The 18,346-nt window shown below is 70.1% G+C and carries 14 protein-coding genes; 5 read left to right on the forward strand and 9 right to left on the reverse strand.

Annotated features, from left to right (window positions below; translation table 11 throughout):
- Window positions 1-47 precede the first annotated feature (47 nt).
- The 5 genes from ACFWGD_RS06035 to benA all read right to left on the reverse strand — a co-directional run bounded on the left by ACFWGD_RS06035 (window position 48) and on the right by benA (window position 7,603).
- A complete protein-coding gene (locus ACFWGD_RS06035) occupies window positions 48-2,786 on the reverse strand; it encodes a LuxR C-terminal-related transcriptional regulator (RefSeq protein ID WP_377777687.1) in 2,739 nt (912 codons plus the stop codon).
- Between the two features lie 93 nt (window positions 2,787-2,879).
- Window positions 2,880-3,785 (reverse strand): 1,6-dihydroxycyclohexa-2,4-diene-1-carboxylate dehydrogenase, encoded by a 906-nt coding sequence (locus ACFWGD_RS06040; RefSeq protein WP_377777688.1) that lies wholly within the window; start codon window positions 3,783-3,785, stop codon window positions 2,880-2,882.
- The gene (benC, locus tag ACFWGD_RS06045) at window positions 3,782-5,362 is read right to left on the reverse strand and encodes a benzoate 1,2-dioxygenase electron transfer component BenC (RefSeq protein WP_377777689.1); all 1,581 of its coding nucleotides are present in this window, start codon (window positions 5,360-5,362) and stop codon (window positions 3,782-3,784) included. Before benC ends, ACFWGD_RS06040 begins: the two co-directional genes overlap by 4 nt.
- A 90-nt stretch (window positions 5,363-5,452) precedes the next feature.
- Window positions 5,453-6,031: a benzoate 1,2-dioxygenase small subunit gene (benB, locus tag ACFWGD_RS06050; protein ID WP_377777690.1), complete on the reverse strand. Its 579-nt coding sequence runs from the start codon at window positions 6,029-6,031 to the stop codon at window positions 5,453-5,455.
- 78 nt (window positions 6,032-6,109) lie between these two features.
- Window positions 6,110-7,603, reverse strand: coding sequence for a benzoate 1,2-dioxygenase large subunit (gene benA, locus ACFWGD_RS06055; RefSeq protein WP_377777692.1), 1,494 nt, complete (start codon window positions 7,601-7,603; stop codon window positions 6,110-6,112).
- A gap of 445 nt (window positions 7,604-8,048) precedes the next feature.
- Here benA and catA point away from each other — a divergent pair, with 445 nt between their 5' ends.
- From catA to catC, 3 genes are all read left to right on the forward strand, one after another.
- Window positions 8,049-8,936 (forward strand): catechol 1,2-dioxygenase, encoded by an 888-nt coding sequence (gene catA / locus ACFWGD_RS06060; RefSeq protein ID WP_377777693.1) that lies wholly within the window; start codon window positions 8,049-8,051, stop codon window positions 8,934-8,936.
- Window positions 8,937-9,138: 202 nt separating this feature from the next.
- A complete protein-coding gene (locus tag ACFWGD_RS06065; protein ID WP_377777694.1) occupies window positions 9,139-10,272 on the forward strand; it encodes a muconate/chloromuconate family cycloisomerase in 1,134 nt (377 codons plus the stop codon).
- Window positions 10,273-10,521: 249 nt separating this feature from the next.
- Complete coding sequence (catC, locus tag ACFWGD_RS06070; protein ID WP_377777695.1) at window positions 10,522-10,803, forward strand: muconolactone Delta-isomerase; 282 nt, start codon at window positions 10,522-10,524, stop codon at window positions 10,801-10,803.
- A gap of 356 nt (window positions 10,804-11,159) precedes the next feature.
- On the opposite strand, the gene ACFWGD_RS06075 is transcribed toward catC, so the two are convergent.
- The 3 genes from ACFWGD_RS06075 to ACFWGD_RS06085 form a co-directional block, all read right to left on the reverse strand.
- Entirely contained in the window at window positions 11,160-11,927 is a 768-nt protein-coding gene (locus ACFWGD_RS06075; protein WP_377777696.1) for an alpha/beta fold hydrolase, read from the reverse strand.
- A gap of 18 nt (window positions 11,928-11,945) precedes the next feature.
- Window positions 11,946-13,202: an acetyl-CoA C-acetyltransferase gene (locus tag ACFWGD_RS06080; RefSeq protein ID WP_377777697.1), complete on the reverse strand. Its 1,257-nt coding sequence runs from the start codon at window positions 13,200-13,202 to the stop codon at window positions 11,946-11,948.
- 134 nt (window positions 13,203-13,336) lie between these two features.
- Window positions 13,337-14,116, reverse strand: a complete 780-nt coding sequence (locus ACFWGD_RS06085) for an IclR family transcriptional regulator C-terminal domain-containing protein (RefSeq protein WP_377777698.1) — start codon at window positions 14,114-14,116, stop codon at window positions 13,337-13,339.
- Window positions 14,117-14,187: 71 nt separating this feature from the next.
- Between ACFWGD_RS06085 and ACFWGD_RS06090 the strand changes: the two genes are divergently transcribed.
- Together ACFWGD_RS06090 and ACFWGD_RS06095 are read left to right on the forward strand one after the other, a co-directional pair.
- The gene (locus tag ACFWGD_RS06090; RefSeq protein ID WP_377777700.1) at window positions 14,188-14,934 is read left to right on the forward strand and encodes a CoA transferase subunit A; all 747 of its coding nucleotides are present in this window, start codon (window positions 14,188-14,190) and stop codon (window positions 14,932-14,934) included.
- Window positions 14,931-15,587: a 3-oxoacid CoA-transferase subunit B gene (locus ACFWGD_RS06095; RefSeq protein WP_377777702.1), complete on the forward strand. Its 657-nt coding sequence runs from the start codon at window positions 14,931-14,933 to the stop codon at window positions 15,585-15,587. Before ACFWGD_RS06090 ends, ACFWGD_RS06095 begins: the two co-directional genes overlap by 4 nt.
- A 1,055-nt stretch (window positions 15,588-16,642) precedes the next feature.
- Here ACFWGD_RS06095 and ACFWGD_RS06100 read toward each other — a convergent pair.
- The gene (locus tag ACFWGD_RS06100) at window positions 16,643-18,094 is read right to left on the reverse strand and encodes an MFS transporter (protein ID WP_377777704.1); all 1,452 of its coding nucleotides are present in this window, start codon (window positions 18,092-18,094) and stop codon (window positions 16,643-16,645) included.
- Window positions 18,095-18,346 lie beyond the last annotated feature (252 nt).

Below are 18,346 nucleotides of genomic sequence, written 5' to 3' on the forward strand. Positions count from 1 at the left end.
GCCACCCGGCGCCCCCGTCGAAGGGGCCTGGGGTCACCGGCCCGCCACTACCTCCGCCGGAGCGCGCCCGGCAGTTCGGATCGGGTGCGGATGCCCAGCTTCCGGTACACGCGCGTGAGGTGGTACTCGACGGTCTTGGGCGACAGGAACAGCTCGGAGGCGGCCTCGCGGTTGGAGGCGCCGTCGGCGATGAGGGCGGCGATCTCCTCCTCCTGCGGCGTCAGCCCGGCGGCGTTGGTGGTGCGGGTGCCCAGGCCGCCGGCGCGGCGCTCGCGGTTGCAGCGGTCGACGAACTCGGTGGCGCCCATCGCCGCGAAGATCTCGCCGGCGCGGGCGAACATCTCGTCGGCGCGGCGCCGCCGCCCGAGCCTGCGCAGCACCTGCCCGTATTCGTAGATGATCCGGCATTGGTACGCGGGCATGGGCAGGGATTCGATGGCGTCGACACCGTCGTCAAGCAGGCGCAGGCCCTCGTCGACGTCGCCGCGGGCAATGGCCAGCCCGCCGGCGGGGACGGAGAGTTTCGCCTGGCTGGACAGGATGCCGGAGCCGTCGTGGCGGTCGAGCGCGGTCTCGGTGACGGATTCGGCGTCGTCGATGCGCTCGACGCGCAGCAGCGCCTGGGCGTAGACGTCCTCCCACGGCCAGAAGCCGGGCTGGAGGATGTCGCGGCGGGCGTTGATGGCGGCGAGCATGTCGCCGGCGCGGGCGGCGGTGGCCGAATCGGTCGCGAGCGTGGCCACGTGCATGCGGCACATCGCCGACGGCACCGATTGGATGAGGAAGGAGTCCGGGCTGATGCTCAGCCGGTTGACGTACGAGCGCGCCAGCCCCGTGTCGCCCCGGTATGCGGCGATCTGCGCGCCGGTCCACAGCAGCAGCGGTTCGAGCAGGCGAATCTCGTAGCGTTCGGCGCGCGCCAGGCCGCGCTCGACGACCGCCATCGCATCCGCCCATTCGCCGAGGACGTAGTGCGAGCGGGCGAGCCAGCCGTCCATCCACAGGCTGATGCGCTCCGACCCTTCGGCCTGCGTGCGGTTCTGCAGCAATTGGCGGGCGACGACGGGGTCGTCGTGGACCAGCGACAGCCACCCCAGGGCCATGTCGCGCCTCTGGGAGTGGAGCGGCGATTCTGCTTTGCGACGGTCCAGATCCGGCCTCGTTCCCTCCAGCGCAGAGTGCCCGATCAGCGCGATCGCGGCGGATTCCTCGGAGGCGCCGTCGCCGTCGCGCGACCATTCGGCAGCTCTGCGGGTCCATTCGACGACCTCGTCGGGGCGCCATTCGACGAGGCCGAGGAGGGCCTTGCGGGCGGCGACGCGGGCGCGGAGATCGGGTGGGATCGGGGCGCCGGACTTCGCGATCGTCTCCGCCGCCCGGTCGATGAGGTAGCGGGCCTCGCCCTGGCGGCCCTCGTGGAGCGCGAGGTAGCCCAGCAGCGAATCGTGGCGGGGATCGGCGGCGCCGGGGCCCAGCGACCGGGCGTGGAGGCGGGCTTCGGGGATGTCGGAGGCGGAGATCATGGCCTCGATCGCGTCGAGGCGCAGCGTGTCGCGGGTGGCGGCGTCGCCGGCCAACTCCGAAGCCAGGCGCAGATTCCGTGCGGCGTCGCGCCAATGGCCCGCGCCGCCGGTGGCGCGGCCGTAGTCGGCGAGCTCGGCGGACAATGCCGGATCGGGGCCGTCGGCCGCGGAAGCCCGCTGGTGGAGGGCGGCGACGGCGTCGCCCCGCTCGGCGAACGTCGCGGCGGCTCGCTCGTGGAGGGCGGCGCGCCGGGCGGGCGGCATCTCCGCGAGCAGCACCGCCCGGTCCATGGGCACCGCGAAGTCGACGGAGGAATCGCCGGGCCGCACCGTCACTCGCAGCACGCCGGCGGCGACGGCCTCGTCGAGGGAGGTGCCGCCGGGATCATCGGCGAGGTCGCGGACCTGGGACACGGGGGCGGCGCGATCGAAGATGGCGACGGCGTCGGCGATGCGGCGGGCACCGTCGGAAAGCGGGGCGAGGCGGCCCCGCAGCGACGCCGCCCACGACGGCGGGAGCGGGATTGTCGGATCGGGGTCGCGCCAAAAATCTGCCGGCGCGGCCTGGAGCACCTCACGGATGCGGCCGGGCCACCCGCCGGTGATGCGGCGCAGCGCCATCGCGGCCGAGGCGTCGATGGGGGAGCCGACTGCGGCGTAGACCAGGGCGCGGACCTCGGAGACCTGCATCGGCGGCACCGAGGCGACGACGTCGGCGATGCCCGCGAGAGTGCGCAGCTCCTCGTCTGCGGCCCCGCCGGCATCATGGGCGAACACCACCGCGATGCGGCCATGGAGGAAACGCCGCGTCATCCCCGCGAGCTGGCGCAGGGAGGTGGCGTCGGCGTGCTGGGCGTCGTCGACGACGATGACCGTCGACGACGCCGGTACGTCGAGGTGCCGGGCCAACCGCGTGGACAGGCCGGCGACGGCCGAGGGGGAGGGGGCGCCGCCGGGGCCGGAATCGAGGAGGGATGCCTCCGACAGCGCGTCGGCGGGGGCGGCGCCCGCACGGGCCGCGACCTGCTCGAGGACGGTGCCCGGGCGGTCCGCCTCCCACGGCAGCGCCGACACCCGGATGCCCTGGTAACCGGGGAGGTTGGCCAGGACGTCGTGAAGCAGGGACGACTTGCCGGAACCCGCCGGGCCCGTCAGCAGCGCCAACGTGCCCTCGCCGGCGCCGGCGGACATGATCCGCTCGATCAGGGAGCGCGCGGGAGCTCGGCTGATCGGGTTCGGCATCGCGGATCCGGGGGACGTCATGATCCCCCGATGGTACGCGACGCGAAACCCGCCGGACCCCCTGCGAACTGCGAGGGGATCCGGCGGGCGCTGCGGGAAGGGCACGGTCGGCGATTAGCCCTGATCGCCGCCGGCGACGGGCAGCACCGAACCGGTGATGTACGACGCCTCCTCGGAGGCGAGGAAGCAGATCGGGCCGGCCTGCTCCTCGAGGGTGCCGTAGCGGTTCATCACAGTGGAGTCCACGGTCTGGTCGACGATGCGCCGGTACCAGGCCTCCTCGCGCTCGCCCTCCGGCGACGGGCCGCGGGCGACGCGGCGCTGCGGGGCCAGCGTGCCGCCCGGGGCGGTGGCCACGACGCGGATGTTGTGCTCGGCCGCCTCCAGCGCCAGCGCCGAGGTCAGCGCATTGACGCCGCCCTTCGACGCCGCATACGGGGCGCGGTTGACGCCGCGGGTGGCCACGGAGGAGACGTTGACGATCGTCCCGCCGCCGCCGTCGATGAGCACGGGCATCGCGGCCCGGCACATCCACAGGGTGGGGAAGAGGCTGCGGCGGATCTCCTTCTCGATCTCCTCCGGCGCGTAATGCTCGTACGGCTTGGCCCAGATGGTGCCGCCGACGTTGTTGATGACGATGTCGACGCTGGTCAGCTGCTCCGCGGCCGCGGCCATGGCGGCGGCCGCGCCCTCGAAGGTCTCCAGGTCGGCCGTGACGGAGCGGACGGTGCCCGCGCCGGCGTCGGCGAGCGACTCGGCGACCTCGTGAACCAGGTCGGAGCGGTCGACGAGCATGACCGAGCCGTCCTCGTGGGCGATGCGCTGGGCCACGGCCCGGCCGATGCCCTGGGCGGCGCCGGTGATGACGACGCCCTGGCCGAAGAACCGCTCCGGCGTGATCAGCCGGGGACGATCGCCGATGTCCGCGCCGACCGGGGCTCCCGCGCCGGTGCCGTCGCCGCCGCGGCCGTCGCCGACGGACCGGGTGGCCGACTTCAGTCCGATGACGGGGCCGCTCATGCCGGCACCTGCTCGTCCTCGATGGCGCGGTGCATGGTGTCGATCGCGTGGGTGTTGTGCGCGCGGATCAGCTCGGCGGCGCGGGCCTTGTCGCGGGCCTCGACGGCGTCGACGATGGCCAGGTGCTCGTCGGCGATGTCGCCCTGGATCCACTTCGCGTCGGCGAGCTCGCGGTTCATGACCTCGATGACGGCCAGGTTGCGGTACGCCGCCAGCAGCGCCGGGTTGCCGGTGCGGGTGAACAGGAACTCGTGGAACTCGTTGTTCGCCGCGGTGAACGCCTCGGAGTCGACGATCTTCTCGCCGTCGATGTGCTCGTTGACGGCCACCGCCAGGCGGCGGTATTCCTCGACGTCGACGTCCTTGAGGCGGTGCAGGCTCAGCTCCAGGGCACCGAGCTCCAGGGCCATGCGGGCCTCGAACTGGGAGGTGGAGTCGGCCTTGGCGGAGTGGACCTCGCCGGTGACGACGCCCGGGGCGGCCACGGCGACCTCGTCGCGGGCGGCGTCGCCCTCGCCGGTCGACGTCGACGTGACCTCGACCTCGGCCGAACCGGCGCCGGCGGGGCCGGCGGCGGAGGAGAACTTCTCGTAGTAGAAGTTGGCCGGCGGGTTGGGCTGGTCGGCCAGGAAGACGCGGACGGCCTCGACCATCGGCGGCGGGCCGCACAGGTAGACGTCGGCCTCGCCGTCTTGGAGGTGCTCCTCGGTCATGTGCTGGGTGACGTAGCCCTTGCGCTCGTGGTCGGACTCCGGATCGGAGACCACGGTGATGTAGTCGAAGTCCGGCAGGCGGTCCTTGAACGCGTCGAGCACGTCGAACTTGACCAGGTCCATGTCGAAGGTGGCGCCGTAGATGAGGCGCACCGGGACGTCGAGAAGCTCGTCTTCGGTGAGCTTCTCCAGGATGGACAGCACCGGCGCCAGGCCCGTGCCGCCGGCGAGCAGGAGGATCGGCGCCAGCGGCTCGCGGAGGAAGAACGAGCCCATCGGGCCGGTCATGGCCAGCTTGTCGCCGACCTTGGCGCGCTCCTCGAGGTAGCCGGTCATCAGGCCGCCGCGGGTGAGCTTGACCAGGAAGGACACGGTGTCCTCGGACGGGCCGGACGAGAACGAGTACGAGCGCGTCTGGTCGGTGCCCGGAACGGTGATGTTCATGTACTGGCCGGGCAGGTACGCCAGCTCGGAGCGGTCGTCGAGTTCCACGGAGAAGCCCACGGTCGACTCGGAGTGCCGGACGATCTCGGTGATCGTGCCGGTGACGGTCGACGCACCGGTCTTCGCCTGCTCCGAGGTGGTGGCCACCTGCAGGACGATGTCCGTCAGCGGCGTCATCTGGCAGGGCAGGCAGTAGCCTTCCGCGGCCTCGGCGTCGGACAGGGCGTCCTCGATGTACTCGCCGTCCTCGTAGTCGCCGGCTTCGCAGAACGCCTTGCACGTTCCGCAGGCGCCGTCGCGGCAGTCGAAGGGGATGTTGATGCGGGCCTTGTAGGCGGCGTCGGCGACGGTCTGGTCTTCGTCGCAGTCGATGAACCGGGTGATGCCGTCTTCGAAGGCGAGGGCGATCTGGTGCGTCATGGGTTTCTCCTCGTAGAGCGTGTGTTCCGTCTGGTTCGCGCCGGGCGGCGCGGGCTGGGCCGTGCCCGCGCCATCGGGCGCCGGGCGGTTCTACACGTGGTAGATGTCCACCACGTGGTGGATGTAGTCGTTCTTGAGCACCACGCGCTTCTTGGTGATCAGCGGCTGTTCGCCGGTGACGTCGAGGGTGAGGTTGGTGGTGCCGAAGTAGGTGTCGGTGGTGTTGTAGCGGAAGTAGAAGGTGATCCAGTTGAAGGTCACGTCCACCTCGCCGTCGCGGCGGGCGAGGATTTCCACGTTGGTGATGTTGTGGCCGGTGCGCGGCTCGGGCAGCGACGTCGCGGACGACCGGTCGGTGCGGATGCGGAAGACGCGGTCTTCCAGGCCGCCGCGGTTGGGGTAGTAGATCAGCGAGATCTCGGACTGGGGGTCCTGGGTCAGCTCGCCGGCGTCGTCCCAGGCGGGCATCCAGAATTCGGCGTCTTCGCGGTAGCACTGGAGCCAGTCCTCGAAGCGGCGGTCGTCGAGCAGGCGGGCTTCGCGGTAGAGGAAGTCCTCGATGTCGCCGCGGGCGATGGTGGCGGCGCGGGTGCCGTCGGGGGCGTCGTTGCCGGCGCCGTTGGCGTGGGCGGTGCCGTCGAGGGCGATGGTGTCGGTGGGGGTGCTCATGGGTTCTCCCTGTCTGGGTCTGTGGGGTGGCCGTCGCAAAGCAAAGTGCCTGCTTGACGACGGCCCGGCGTGGGTTTTCTACTGGGCCGCGACGCGGGAGCGGCGGCGACGGCGGCGCTCGGGGGCGGCGGCGTTGGCGGCTTCGCGGGCGCGGGCGCGGGCCAGGGCGGCCTCGCGGGTGGCGGCGAAGGCGGCGGCGTCGTCGGCCTCGTCCTTGAGGCGCTCGGCGTCCTTGGCCACGGCGTCGTCCATCAGCTCCATCCAGTAGCCGTGCTGGATGGGGTAGAGGCCCTCGTCCTCGGTGCGGGCGCCGGAGGACAGCACGCCGTTCATGCCCAGGCCGCGGGCGACGTCGTCGGGGCCGGTGAGCTGGTGGCCCAGGCCGCGGGTCATGTCGTTCCAGGGGAAGGCGCTGGCCTGGTAGGTCTTCTGGCAGGAGCGGAATTCCTCCAGGTCATCCGGGGTGGCCATGCCGGTGGCGTTGAAGAAGTCCTCGTACTGGCGGATGCGGTTGGCGCGGGCCTCCGCGGACTCGCCCTTGGGGGCGATGCAGTAGATGGTGACCTCGGTCTTGTCCACGTCGATGGGGCGGATGTGGCGGATCTGCGACGAGAACTGGTCCATCACGTAGACGTTCGGGTACAGGCACAGGTTGCGCGAGGCGCCGACCATGAACTCGCCCTTCTCCTCGCCGAACTCGGCCTTGAGCTCTTCCTTGCGGTCGTAGAGCGGGCGGTCGGCGGGGTTGCCCCACCACATCCACAGCAGCATGTGGCCGTGCGGGAAGGAGTGGTAGCCGCCGCCCTGCTTGCCCCAGGTGCCGGCGTCCATGGCGCGGGTCTCGTTGGTGGACTCGCCGGAGCCGCGGCGCGAGGTGGTCGCGGCGTAGTTCCAGTGGGTGGAGGAGACGTGGTAGCCGTCGGCGCCGTTTTCGGTCTGCAGCTTCCAGTTGCCGTCGTAGACGTAGGTCGACGAGCCGCGCAGGACCTCGAGGCCCTCCGGCGACTGGTCGACGAGCATGTCGATGACCGTGGTGGTGTCGCCCAGGTGCTCCTCGAGGGAGGGCACGTCGGGGTTGAGGGAGCCGAAGAGGAAGCCGCGGTAGCTCTCGAACTTGGGCACGCGGCGCAGGTCGTGGGAGCCGTCCTTGTTGAAGTTCTCCGGGTAGGCCCCGTCCTTCTCGTCCTTGACCTTGAGCAGGGCGCCGTCGTTGCTGAACGTCCAGCCGTGGAACGGGCAGGTCAGGGTCGTGCGGTTGTCCGTCTTGCGGCGGCACAGCATCGCGCCGCGGTGGGAGCAGGCGTTGATCAGCGCGTTGAGCTCGCCGTCCTTGGAGCGGGTGATCATGATCGGCTGGCGGCCCATGTAGGTGGTGAAGTAGTCGCCGGGGTTGGGGATCTGCGACTCGTGCGCCAGGTAGATCCAGTTGCCCTCGAAGATGTGGCGCATCTCCAGGTCGAAGATCTCGGGGTCGGTGAAGATGCGGCGGTTGACGCGGACGACGCCCTCGTCGGGCTGGTCCTCCAGCGCGCGGTCGAGGGTGGTGCGGATGTCATCGAGGGGGGTGCTCATGGCCTGGCCTCCTGGGTGATGGGGGTTGGGGGCTTCACGACGGCCCGGCGTTGGATCCGGGTTGCGCGGTGAGGCGGGGGTCATGTGCCGCGACACCGTGGCTGGTGTGGTGCGGCTCACGATCCATCATGAGTGAGGATGCCGTGGATCACACTAGGGAGATGCCTAGGGTTGACCTAGGGGTCGGCGTTCGTTGTTTGGGCGACAAATGGTCGAACAAGGCCGTGAACTGGGGCTTTGATCGTCGTAAAGCAAATAGCAGATGAACTGTCCCTGAAATCATGACAATTAGGAGGGTTGACTACCGCTGTGTGCTGGCGCACAGTTGGGTCATTCCAGTCGGGCGGACCACCGCACCGAGCCCCGCAACCGCGGTGGCCGGACCGGCCGGACAAGCACCAGCCCCCTTCCCGGGCCACCCGGCCCACGACCCGAGGAGAGCACCATGACCCAGACGCTCGACACCAACCAGACCAACGGCCAGGCCGTGGACCCCACCGCCCACGACTCCGGCAACAAGGCCACCGACAAGTTCAAGTCCGAGCGCGTCACCGCCGACACGTCCAAGGAGCGCGCCGCCGCGATCTACACGGACCTGCTCGCCGCCATCGCCAAGGTCGCCCACGACCACCAGGTCACCTACGACGAGTACCGCGTGCTCAAGCAGTGGATGATCGACGTCGGCGAGTACGGCGAGTGGCCGCTGTGGCTCGACGTCTTCGTCGAGCACGAGATCGAGGAGATCCACTACAACCGCCTCGACTACTCCGGCACCAAGGGCTCCATCGAAGGCCCGTACTACGTGGAGAACTCCCCCGAGCTGCCCGCCGTCTGCGAGATGCCGATGCGCGACAAGGACCGCGCCGCCACCTCCCTGATCTTCAAGGGCCAGGTCACCGACCTCGACGGCAACGGCCTCGCCGGCGCCCGCATCGAGCTGTGGCACGCCGACGAGGAGGGCTTCTACTCCCAGTTCGCCCCGGGCATCCCCGAGTGGAACCTGCGCGGCACCATCGTCGCCGACGACGAGGGCCGCTACGAGATCACCACCCTGCAGCCCGCCCCGTACCAGATCCCCGCCGACGGCCCGACCGGCTGGTTCATCGAGTCCCACGGCGGCCACCCGTGGCGCCCGGCGCACCTGCACCTGCGCGTCACCCACCCGGGCCACCGCCCCATCACCACCCAGCTGTACTTCCAGGGCGGCGACTGGGTCGACACCGACGTCGCAACCGCCGTCAAGCCCGAGCTGATGCTCGACCCGAAGCCCGACGCCGACGGCAACAACGTCGTCGAGTACGGCTTCGCGCTGGACGCCGACAAGGAGAGCTAGGCGCCGCAGTCACCGCGACCGCGCCGGCCCTGTGCACCCGGCGCGGCCGGTGGCGGCACTGAAGCCTCACCACTGAAGCTGCGTTACTCAAGCCTCACCCCATTCATGCGCGATCACGGCGCGCCACCCCCGACCGCTCCTGTGCGGCCGGGGGCGGCCGCGATTGACGGGCACCACCGCACCCACCGCCGAAAGGACCCCCATGACCGACCTGACCATCGAGCGGGTGACCAGCCGAATCCTGGACATCCCGCTGATCCGACCCCACGGTTTCGCCACCACCACCGCCACCGCCCAGCCGATCCTGCTGGTCGAGGTCGCCACGGCCTACGGCGTGCGCGGCTGGGGCGAGGGCGTCGTGCCCGGTGGCCCGTGGTGGGGCGGCGAGTCCGTGGAGACGATGAAGGCCATCGTCGACCGGTACCTCGCACCCGTCATGGTGGGCCGCCGCCTCGACGAGCTCGCCGGCATCATGCGCGACCTGGAGAAGGTCGTGGCCAATGCGCGCTTCGCCAAGGCCGCCGTCGACGTGGCCATGCACGACGCGTGGGCGCGGGCGCTGGGCATCCCGGTGCGCGACCTGCTCGGCGGCGCGGTGCGCGATTCGATCGACGTCACCTGGGCGCTGGGCGTCCTGCCGCTGGACACGGCGCTGGAGGAGATCGACGAGCGCATGAACGGCGTCGGCCACCGCAGCTTCAAGCTGAAGATGGGCGCCGGCGATCCGGCCGAGGACACCGCCCGCGTCGCCGAGCTGACCCGCGCGTTGGCGGACAAGGTGCCCGGCGGCGTGTCCATCCGCATCGACGTCAACGCCCGCTGGGACCGGCTTACCGCGCTGCGCCACCTGCCGGTCCTCGCCGAAGCCGGCGTGCAGCTTTTCGAGCAGCCGACCCCCGCCCACGACCTGGACACCCTGCGCGAGATCACCCGCCGCACCGGAGTGCCCGTCATGGCCGACGAGTCCGTGTGCTCCCCGGCCGACGCCCTGGCAGTGGTGCGCGCCGAGGCCGCCGACGTCATCGCGGTGAAGACCACCAAGCTCGGTGGCCTGCGCGAATCGATGAAGACGGTCGCCATCGCCGAGACGGCCGGCCTGGCCTGCCACGGCGCGACCAGCCTGGAGGGGCCGATCGGCACCGCGGCGTCCGTCCACTTCGCCTGCGCGACCGAGGGCATCTCCTACGGCTCGGAGCTCTTCGGCCCGATGCTGCTCAAGGAGACCTACACCCAGACCGACCTCGTCTACGCCGATGGCCGCGTCGCGCTTCCGCAGGGCCCCGGGCTGGGGCTGCTTCCCGACGATGACAAGGTCGCCTTCTACACCCGCGACTGACCCCGCGGCGCCGCCGAACCCCGCTGTTCACGGCCCCGGCTCACCACTTCGGCTCCTGCCGAGGAGTGGGCGCCGATTCCCGCCGCTAACGACTTCGGTTCCTGGCCAGGAGCGGGGCGGTCGGGGAAGGGGCGGGCGTCGTCAAGCAAGAAGCCGAACCACCGAAAACCGGAACCACACCGGCCGGGACACACCGGCCGCAAAACTCAACAGGCCGGGATCGACCGGCCAGAGAAGAAGGAGAAGATCATGGCGCTGTTCCATGTGCGTATGGACGTCGACATCCCCAAGGACCTCGACCCGCAGGTGCGCGACGAGACGATCGCCCGCGAGAAGGCGTACAGCCAGGAGCTGCAGCGCGCCGGCAAGTGGGTCGAGATTTGGCGGATCGCCGGCGAGTACTCGAACTACTCGATTTTCGACGTCGCCGATGCCGACGAGCTGCACGAGATCCTGTGGGGCCTGCCGCTTTTCGGCTACATGAAGTGCACCGTCACCGCCCTCGCCCGCCACGGCTCCAAGGTGGACTAGCAGCGGGGTGGGGTGTGGGTGGTGCCGCCGACCGTAAACCCCGACAGCTAAACCCCGCCATCACCTGGTGAACGTCGTGAAAATCCCGACTTCGCTGGTGAAGTCGGGGTTTAGCTGTCGGGGTTTGGGATTGGCGGCCTCGACAACGGCGCCACACCACGGGTTCAGTGGCCGCAAGGCCAAACCACGGGGTCCACAACTCGGGGTCACTCGAAAATCGGCCCCAAACCACGGGGTCACCACTGATCCCGTGGTTTAGACCCCGTGGTTTGGAGATGAGCGGCGGACGAGGCGGAGGCGGGAAGGCGGAAGGGGTGGGAGCGGCGGAGACGGGGAGGGGGAAACAGCGCGGGGGATCAGGCGAAGAAGTCGACCAGAGCGGCGTTGACCTGCTCGGGGGCCTCGACGGTCGGGACGTGGGCGCCGGGGGAGACCTCGACGTACGTCGCTTCGGATCCGACGCCATCGCCGATGGCCTTCAGCGCCGCCGGGGGAGTCGACTCGTCCTCGGCGCCGGCGAGAACCAGCACGGGGCACGTGATCTCGGGCAGGCGATCGCGGAAATCCCAGTGGGCCAGGGCGTCGGCGCAGGAGGCGTAGCCGGCACCGCGGGTGGACAGGATCATGCGGCGGTAAAACTCGGTGGTCGCGGGATTGGCCTCGCGGAACTCCGGCGTGAACCACAACCCGACGACGCCGTCGACCATCGGCGCCATGCCCTCGGCGCGCGTCAGCTCCGACCGCGGATGCCACTTCTCGGTCCCGCCGAAGTACGCGGCCGTGCAAAGGAACGCCGCCCGGCCCACGCGCCCCGACGTCGCCGTCAGGTACTGCGCGATCGCGCCGCCCAGCGACAGCCCCACGACGTCGAAGTTCCCGACGGCGAGGGAATCGAGGGTGGACAAGACGTCGTCGGCAATCGAATCGAAAGTGGTCTCACCGGCCCCGACCTGCGGATCCGGCGACAAACCGTGCCCGCGATGGTCGAGCGCGATGACGCGGCGGGTGGCCGACAGCGCATCGAGCTGCGGCAGCCACATGTCGGTGGTCGAGGCGATGGAACCGAGGAAGACGACGGGGTCGCCGCCGTGCTCGGCGCCGAATTCGACGTGGTGCAGGATCATGGGTGCTCCTTCTTTCCTTTATTCCTTCTCCAGCACGGCTGCCAGGCCCTGCCCGCCGCCGATGCACATGGTGGCCAGGCCGCGGCGGGCGTCGTCGCGGCGGGCCATCTCGTGGCACAGCGTCACCAGCATCCGGGCGCCGGTGGCACCGACGGGGTGGCCCAGCGAGATGCCGGATCCGCGCGGGTTGAGCCGCGGGTCGTCGGCGTCGATGCCCCACTCGGCGAGCACGGCCAGCGCCTGGGCGGCAAATGCCTCGTTGAGCTCGATGAGGTCCATGTCGTCGAGGCCGAGCCCCAGCCGCCCCAGCACCTTCGCGGTGGCGGGCGCGGGCCCGATGCCCATGGTCTCGGGGGCGACGCCGGCGACGGCCCATCCGGCCAGCCGCGCCATCGGTTCGAGCCCGAGCTCGGCGGCCTTGGCGCGGGTGGTCACGATCATCGCGGCGGCGCCGTCGTTCTGGCCGGACGCGTTGCCGGCGGTGACGGTGGCTTCGTCGTCCTGGCGGCCCATGACGGGGCGCAGGCCAGAGAGCTTGTCGACGGTCGTGCCCGGCCTCATGTGCTCATCCGCCGCGATCATCGTCGGGGGATCGTTGCGGCGCTTGCCGGCGACGGCGACGGGGACGATCTCCTCGGCGAAGATCCCGGTGTCGCGGGCCTCGACGGCGCGGCGGTGGGACTCGGCGGACAGTTCATCCTGGGCTTCGCGGGTGATGGAGTACTCGCGGCGGAGGTTCTCGGCGGTCTCGATCATGCCGCCGGGGATGGGGTGGTCCTTGCCGCCGGCGGTGGCGCGGGCCTCGGAGAGGCGGTCGCGGAAGGTCATGTCGCCGCCCTTCGAGCCCCAGCGCACGGCGGAGTCGACGGTGTACTCGGTGCGGCTCATGGACTCCGCGCCACCGGCGATGATCAGTTCGGCCGCGCCGCAGGCGATGTGGGCGGCGGCGGTGGCCACGGCCTGCAGGCCCGCGCCGCAGCGGCGGTCGAGCTGCATGCCCGGCACCGACTCTCCCAGGCCGGAGTCGAGCGCGACGATGCGCCCCAGCGCCGGGGCGGAGCCGTTCGGGTTGGCGTGGCCGAGGATCACGTCATCGACCTGGTCGCCGGTGATGCCGGTGCGCGCGATGATCTCGCGTACGACGGCCGACGCCAGATCCTGGACGGGCACGTCGACGAACGCGCCGCCGTAGCGGCCGACGGGCGTGCGCAGCGGGGAACACAGGACGATGTCGTCGGGCTTCTTCTCGGTGATCGCTGAATCGGGGGAGGTCATGGGTGCCTTTCGGGAGAACCGGCCCCGGCGGCCGTGGCGGGAAAACCACGGTCGGCGCGGCGGGCCGGGGATCTCATCGGGGTGGGGTGGGTGTGGGGTGGAGGGGGACGTCGTCAAGCGGGAAAAGCAAGCCGTCAGTGCTGAGCGGCCAGGTCCCCCGCAATGGCCGCGGCGGTGTCCAGCACCGCGGGGAGGAAATCGCGCAGGAGGGCGTCGAGCTCATGGGCGGCGGTCTGCGTGGAAACGTTGATCGCCGCCACCGTCCGCCCATCCGTGCCCCGGATCGGCGCCGCCAGCGAGCGCAGGCCCGGCTCGAGCTCCTGGTCGACCAGCGCCCAGCCCTGCGACCGGACCTGCTTGAGCTCGCGGCGCAGCTCCTTCTCCGTGCCCAGCGACCGCGGCGCCAGGCGCTCGACGTCGGTGGTGGCGAAGTAGGCGTCGAGCTCGGCGTCGGGCAGATCGGCCAGCAGCACGCGGCCCATCGACGTCGCGTAGGCGGGGAAGCGGGTGCCCAGCGTGATGGAGACCGTCATGATGCGCCGGACCGGCACGCGTGAGACGTAGACGATGTCGGAACCGTCGAGCACCGACATCGAGCTCGACTCGCCGACGCGGGCGGAAAGCTGCTCCAGCCGGGGCTGCGCGATGTCCGGCAGCGACAGGCTGGACAGGTAGGAGTAGCCCAGCTCGAGGATGCGCGGGGTGAGCCAGAACTCCGAGCCGTCCGTGCCGGCGTAGCCCAGGTCGACCAGCGTGTGCAGGAAACGCCTGGTCGTGGCGCGGGCCAGGCCGGTGGCGTCGGCGACCTGCGCCAGCGTCTGCCGCGGCCGCTCGGCGCCGAATGCGCGGATGACGGACAGGCCGCGCGCCAGCGACTGGACGTGGAGGGCGTCGGGGGCCTTCGGTTCGTTCATGGTTCACCTTCCGGTTGGTGCGGTATGCGAACTACTGTACAACCTGCGAACGCCAGTGTACAGTTTCGCTCATGCTTGACAAGACCCTTTCCTCCGCAGATGCCGCGGTGGCCGACATCCCCGACGGCGCGTCCATCGCCGTCGGCGGATTCGGGCTGGTCGGCATCCCCTCCGTCCTCATCGCCGCGCTGCGCCAACTCGGCTCCGGCGACCTGACCATCATTTCCAACAATTGCGGCACCGACGGCTTCGGCCTGGGCACGCTCCTCGAGGACCGGCGCATCACCCGGACCATCGGCTCGTACATCGGGTCGAACAAGGAGTACGCCCGGCAGTACCTGGCCGGCGAGCTGTCCGTCGAGTTCACGCCGCAAGGCACGCTCGCCGAGCGCATGCGCGCAGGTGGGGCGGGCATTCCGGCGTTCTACACCACCGCCGGCGTGGGCACGCAGGTCGCCGAGGGCGGCCTGCCGGTGCGCTACAACCCCGACGGCACGATCGCCGAAACGTCGAAGCCGAAGGAGACCCGCGAGTTCGACGGCAAGCTGTACGTCCTCGAGGAGGGCATCCGCGCCGACTACGCGCTGGTCCACGCCCACAAGGGCGACCGTTACGGCAATCTCGTCTTCAACAAGACGGCCATGAACTTCAACCCGGATGCCGCGATGAGCGGCCGGACGACGATCGCCCAGGTCGAGCACCTGGTCGACTCGATCGACCCCAATGATGTCGATCTGCCGGGCATTTACGTCGATCGCGTGGTCGTCGTCGGCCCGCAGGAGACCGGAATCGAGAACAGGACGGTGAGCGAGAAGTGACCTGGACGAAGCAGCAGATGGCCGCGCGCGTGGCCACGGAGCTGGTCAATGGCCAGTACGTGAATTTGGGCATCGGCATGCCGACGCTCATCCCGGGGTACCTGCCCGAGGATCTCGAGGTCGTGCTCCACTCCGAGAACGGCATCCTCGGCGTCGGCCCGTACCCCGCCGATGACGAGGTCGACCCCGAGCTGATCAACGCTGGCAAGGAGACCATCACCATCGCCGAGGGCGGGTCGTACTTCTCGTCCTCGGATTCCTTCGCCATGATCCGCTCGCGTGCGGTCGACGTCGCGGTTCTCGGCGCGATGGAGGTCTCGCAGTTCGGCGACCTGGCCAACTGGATGATCCCGGGCAAGATGGTCAAGGGGATGGGCGGTGCAATGGACCTGGTCCATGGTGCGCAGCAGATCATCGTGATGATGGATCACGTCACCAAGAAGGGCGCGTCCAAGGTCTTGCCGGCGTGCGTGCTGCCGTTGACGGGCGCGAAGTGCGTGGACATGATCGTGACCAATTACGCGGTCTTCGCCGTCGACGCCAACGAGGGCCTGACCCTGCTCGAGTGCGCGGAGGGCGAGACCGTCGAGTCGGTCCGCGCCGTCACCGATGCCCCGTTCGCGGTGTCGGAGAGCCTGGAGCAGTCCGTTTAGCTTTCCTTTTTCGCTTGACGACGCCCACGTCCCCGCCCCCGGCCATCAGGCCGGGGGCGCCGTCGTTTTCTTGGTGCTGGCTACGGCGGCGGGAGTGTCGGAGAGCTGCGCCGGCGCGAGTGGGGTGCGCGAATGGCGGGTGCATGGGTGTGTGCGGGCGCCGAAATTCAATTTCATCCCGTGCGTGTCCGTCTGATGGGGCACGTACGGGATGGAATTGAAGTTTGAGGGGGTCGATTCTTCAATCTCATCCCGTGCGGCCGCGATCTTCGGGCCACGTACGGGATGAAGTTGAATTGGTGGGTGAGTCCCCGCTACTTCGGTGTGATCGGGCGGCGCTGACCTGCATGGATGTGGAGGCGTTCCTCAAGGCTCTCAGCGCGTTCGGGGCGTGGCAGGGGCCGCGCGGCCGGAGTCAACGGCGCTACGGGGCGTCTGGCGGATTCGATGCATGAGGCGGCGCCCCCGGCCGAGTGGTCGGGGGCGCCGTCGTTTTCGGATGGTCGCTGTCCGGGCGGCGGCCGTGCTGACCAGGCGGTGACCGTACTTACCGGGTGGCTACGGCGGCGGTGTGTGCGGGCGCCGGAATTCAATTTCATCCCGCGCGTGTCCGTCTGATGGGGCGCGTACGGGATGGAATTGAACTTTTCGGGGGTCGATTCTTCAATCTCATCCCGTGCGGCGGTGATCTTCGGGTGACGTACGGGATGATCTTGAATTGGTTGGTGAGGCCCCGCTTCTTCGGCGCGGTCGGGCGGCGCTGACCTGCATGGATGCGCTTGCGCCCCTGAAGGCGCTGAGAGCGATCGGGGCATGGCAGGGCGCGCGGCCGGAGTCAACGGCGCTACGGGCCTTCTGGCGGATTCGTTGCATGAGGCGGCGCCCCCGGCCGAGTGGTCGAGGGCGCCGTCGTTTTCTAGCGGTGGATTTCCGGCCGCACATTGCTGGCGGTAGATCTCTGGCCGCCGAGTTCGTGCGGTGTGCGAGTGGTGGTGTGGGGCACTCGCGGTGTTGGCTACCGGGTGGTGACTGTAGCTATTGGGTGGGGACCGTACTTACCGGGCGGTGACGGACGCGGGGGCGCCGGCGTGCTGCGGCTCCTCGAGGAGCTCGACGCGCTGCTCCTGCGCCGGGGAGCGCGGCACCATCGCGGTGAGCACGGCGCCGATGAGGGCGAGGCGGGCGAAGATGTACAGCGCGGAGCCCGACGACAGTCCGGCGCCGATGATCAGGCCGCCGATGACCGGGCCGAGAATGCCGCCGATGCGGCCGAAGCCTGCGCACCACGCCACGCCCGCGGCGCGGGCCTCGGTGCCGAAGTAATTCGCCGTCAGGCCGTAGACCAGCACCTGCGTGCCGATCGTGCCGAAACCGGCGATCGCCACCGCCGCATAGAGCACGCCCAGCGGCAGGTTCATCGGCAGCACGACGAGGCACAGCGCCGCAATGGTGAAGGTGCCGGCGACGACGCGCTTGGCGCCGACGCGGTCGGCCAGCCACGACGCCGCGAGGCCGCCGACGATCGCGCCACCATTGAGCACCACGAGGAACAGCAGCGAACCCTTGGCCTGGCCGCCCGCGCCCTCCATGATCTTTGGCAGCCACGTGTTCAGGCCGTAGGTGAGCAGCAGGCCGGTGAAGCTCATGAAGCCGATCAGCAGTGCGCCGATGGCGTACTTGCGCGAGAACAGTGCGGCGTAACCGACCTTCTCGGCGGGAGGGGGAGTGGAGTCGGCGTCGTCAAGCGAGGCAACCGGGACCGACGGCATGAAGTGCTCCAGGGGCAGACCGTGCTTGTCGCACACGGCCAAGGCCTCCTCGGAGCGGCCGACGGAGACCAGCCAGCGCGGCGACTCCGGCAGCGCGAACATGACCAGCGGCACCAGGAACAGCAGCGGCGACGCGCCGATGAGGAACAGGCCGCGCCAGCCGATGGCGTCCAAAAGCAGGATGGCCAGCACCGACGCCATGACGCCGCCGGCCGGGATGCCCGAGTAGACGATGGCGTTGAACAGGTTCTTGCGGCCGCGCGGAGCGAACTCCGCGATGATCGCGCCACCCGTGGCCACGATCATGCCGACGCCGACGCCCGTGAGAAAGCGCAGGAAGCCGAACGCGAGAGTCGACGTGGCCAGCGCCGTCAGCGCCATGCCGGCGGAAAACCACACCGACGCGACCAGCATCACGCGCTTGCGGCCGAACTTGTCGCCCACCGCGCCGGCGGTCAGCGCGCCGACCAGCACGCCGATGAGCGCCCAGGCGCCCAGCGTGCCCGCGGCCTCCGGGGACAGGGCGCCGATCTGCGACGGGTCGGCCAGCAGCGTCGGCAGGACCGCGCCGTAGACGACGAGGTCGTAGCCGTCGAAGAGGATGGCCGTGGCGACGACCGTGAGAACGAGCAGCACCGTGCGGCGGTGCTCGCGGGAGGCCCACGGGCCGGAGTCGGCCGCGGGGGAGGAGTGCGGGGTGGCCGCGCTCGAGGGGGAGGGGGAAGCGGAGGGGCTCATGAGTGGCTCCTTTGTCGTGTCGGATCGGGAATCGTCGCCCGGTGCGGGTCATGCGGCTCGCGATGCTGTTCGCATTGCGAACGATGATGCGTTGGGTGAACGTTTGCCGTTGGAAGGAATCTACAACGGGTGAGGCCGATCACAAACGGTCAATCTCGTGACGGGGGCCACGGTCCGGAAAGTTCGCAAAGCGCACGCGAAACGGGGTGCGTCCGGCGCGGTTCGCGGCACGAACAAGGCCCCCACCTGCCG

Source organism: Corynebacterium sp. NPDC060344 (assembly GCF_042725215.1).
In the GTDB taxonomy this organism is placed as follows: Bacteria; Actinomycetota; Actinomycetes; order Mycobacteriales; family Mycobacteriaceae; genus Corynebacterium.

Bases quoted from the DNA above. Each gene is read 5' to 3' on its own strand.
- ACFWGD_RS06035 (WP_377777687.1), bottom strand. From the start codon at position 2,786: ATGACGTCCCCCGGATCCGCGATGCCGAACCCGATCAGCCGAGCTCCC.
- ACFWGD_RS06040 (WP_377777688.1), bottom strand. From the start codon at position 3,785: ATGAGCGGCCCCGTCATCGGACTGAAGTCGGCCACCCGGTCCGTCGGC.
- benC (WP_377777689.1), bottom strand. From the start codon at position 5,362: ATGACGCACCAGATCGCCCTCGCCTTCGAAGACGGCATCACCCGGTTC.
- benB (WP_377777690.1), bottom strand. From the start codon at position 6,031: ATGAGCACCCCCACCGACACCATCGCCCTCGACGGCACCGCCCACGCC.
- benA (WP_377777692.1), bottom strand. From the start codon at position 7,603: ATGAGCACCCCCCTCGATGACATCCGCACCACCCTCGACCGCGCGCTG.
- catA (WP_377777693.1), top strand. From the start codon at position 8,049: ATGACCCAGACGCTCGACACCAACCAGACCAACGGCCAGGCCGTGGAC.
- ACFWGD_RS06065 (WP_377777694.1), top strand. From the start codon at position 9,139: ATGACCGACCTGACCATCGAGCGGGTGACCAGCCGAATCCTGGACATC.
- catC (WP_377777695.1), top strand. From the start codon at position 10,522: ATGGCGCTGTTCCATGTGCGTATGGACGTCGACATCCCCAAGGACCTC.
- ACFWGD_RS06075 (WP_377777696.1), bottom strand. From the start codon at position 11,927: ATGATCCTGCACCACGTCGAATTCGGCGCCGAGCACGGCGGCGACCCC.
- ACFWGD_RS06080 (WP_377777697.1), bottom strand. From the start codon at position 13,202: ATGACCTCCCCCGATTCAGCGATCACCGAGAAGAAGCCCGACGACATC.
- ACFWGD_RS06085 (WP_377777698.1), bottom strand. From the start codon at position 14,116: ATGAACGAACCGAAGGCCCCCGACGCCCTCCACGTCCAGTCGCTGGCG.
- ACFWGD_RS06090 (WP_377777700.1), top strand. From the start codon at position 14,188: ATGCTTGACAAGACCCTTTCCTCCGCAGATGCCGCGGTGGCCGACATC.
- ACFWGD_RS06100 (WP_377777704.1), bottom strand. From the start codon at position 18,094: ATGAGCCCCTCCGCTTCCCCCTCCCCCTCGAGCGCGGCCACCCCGCAC.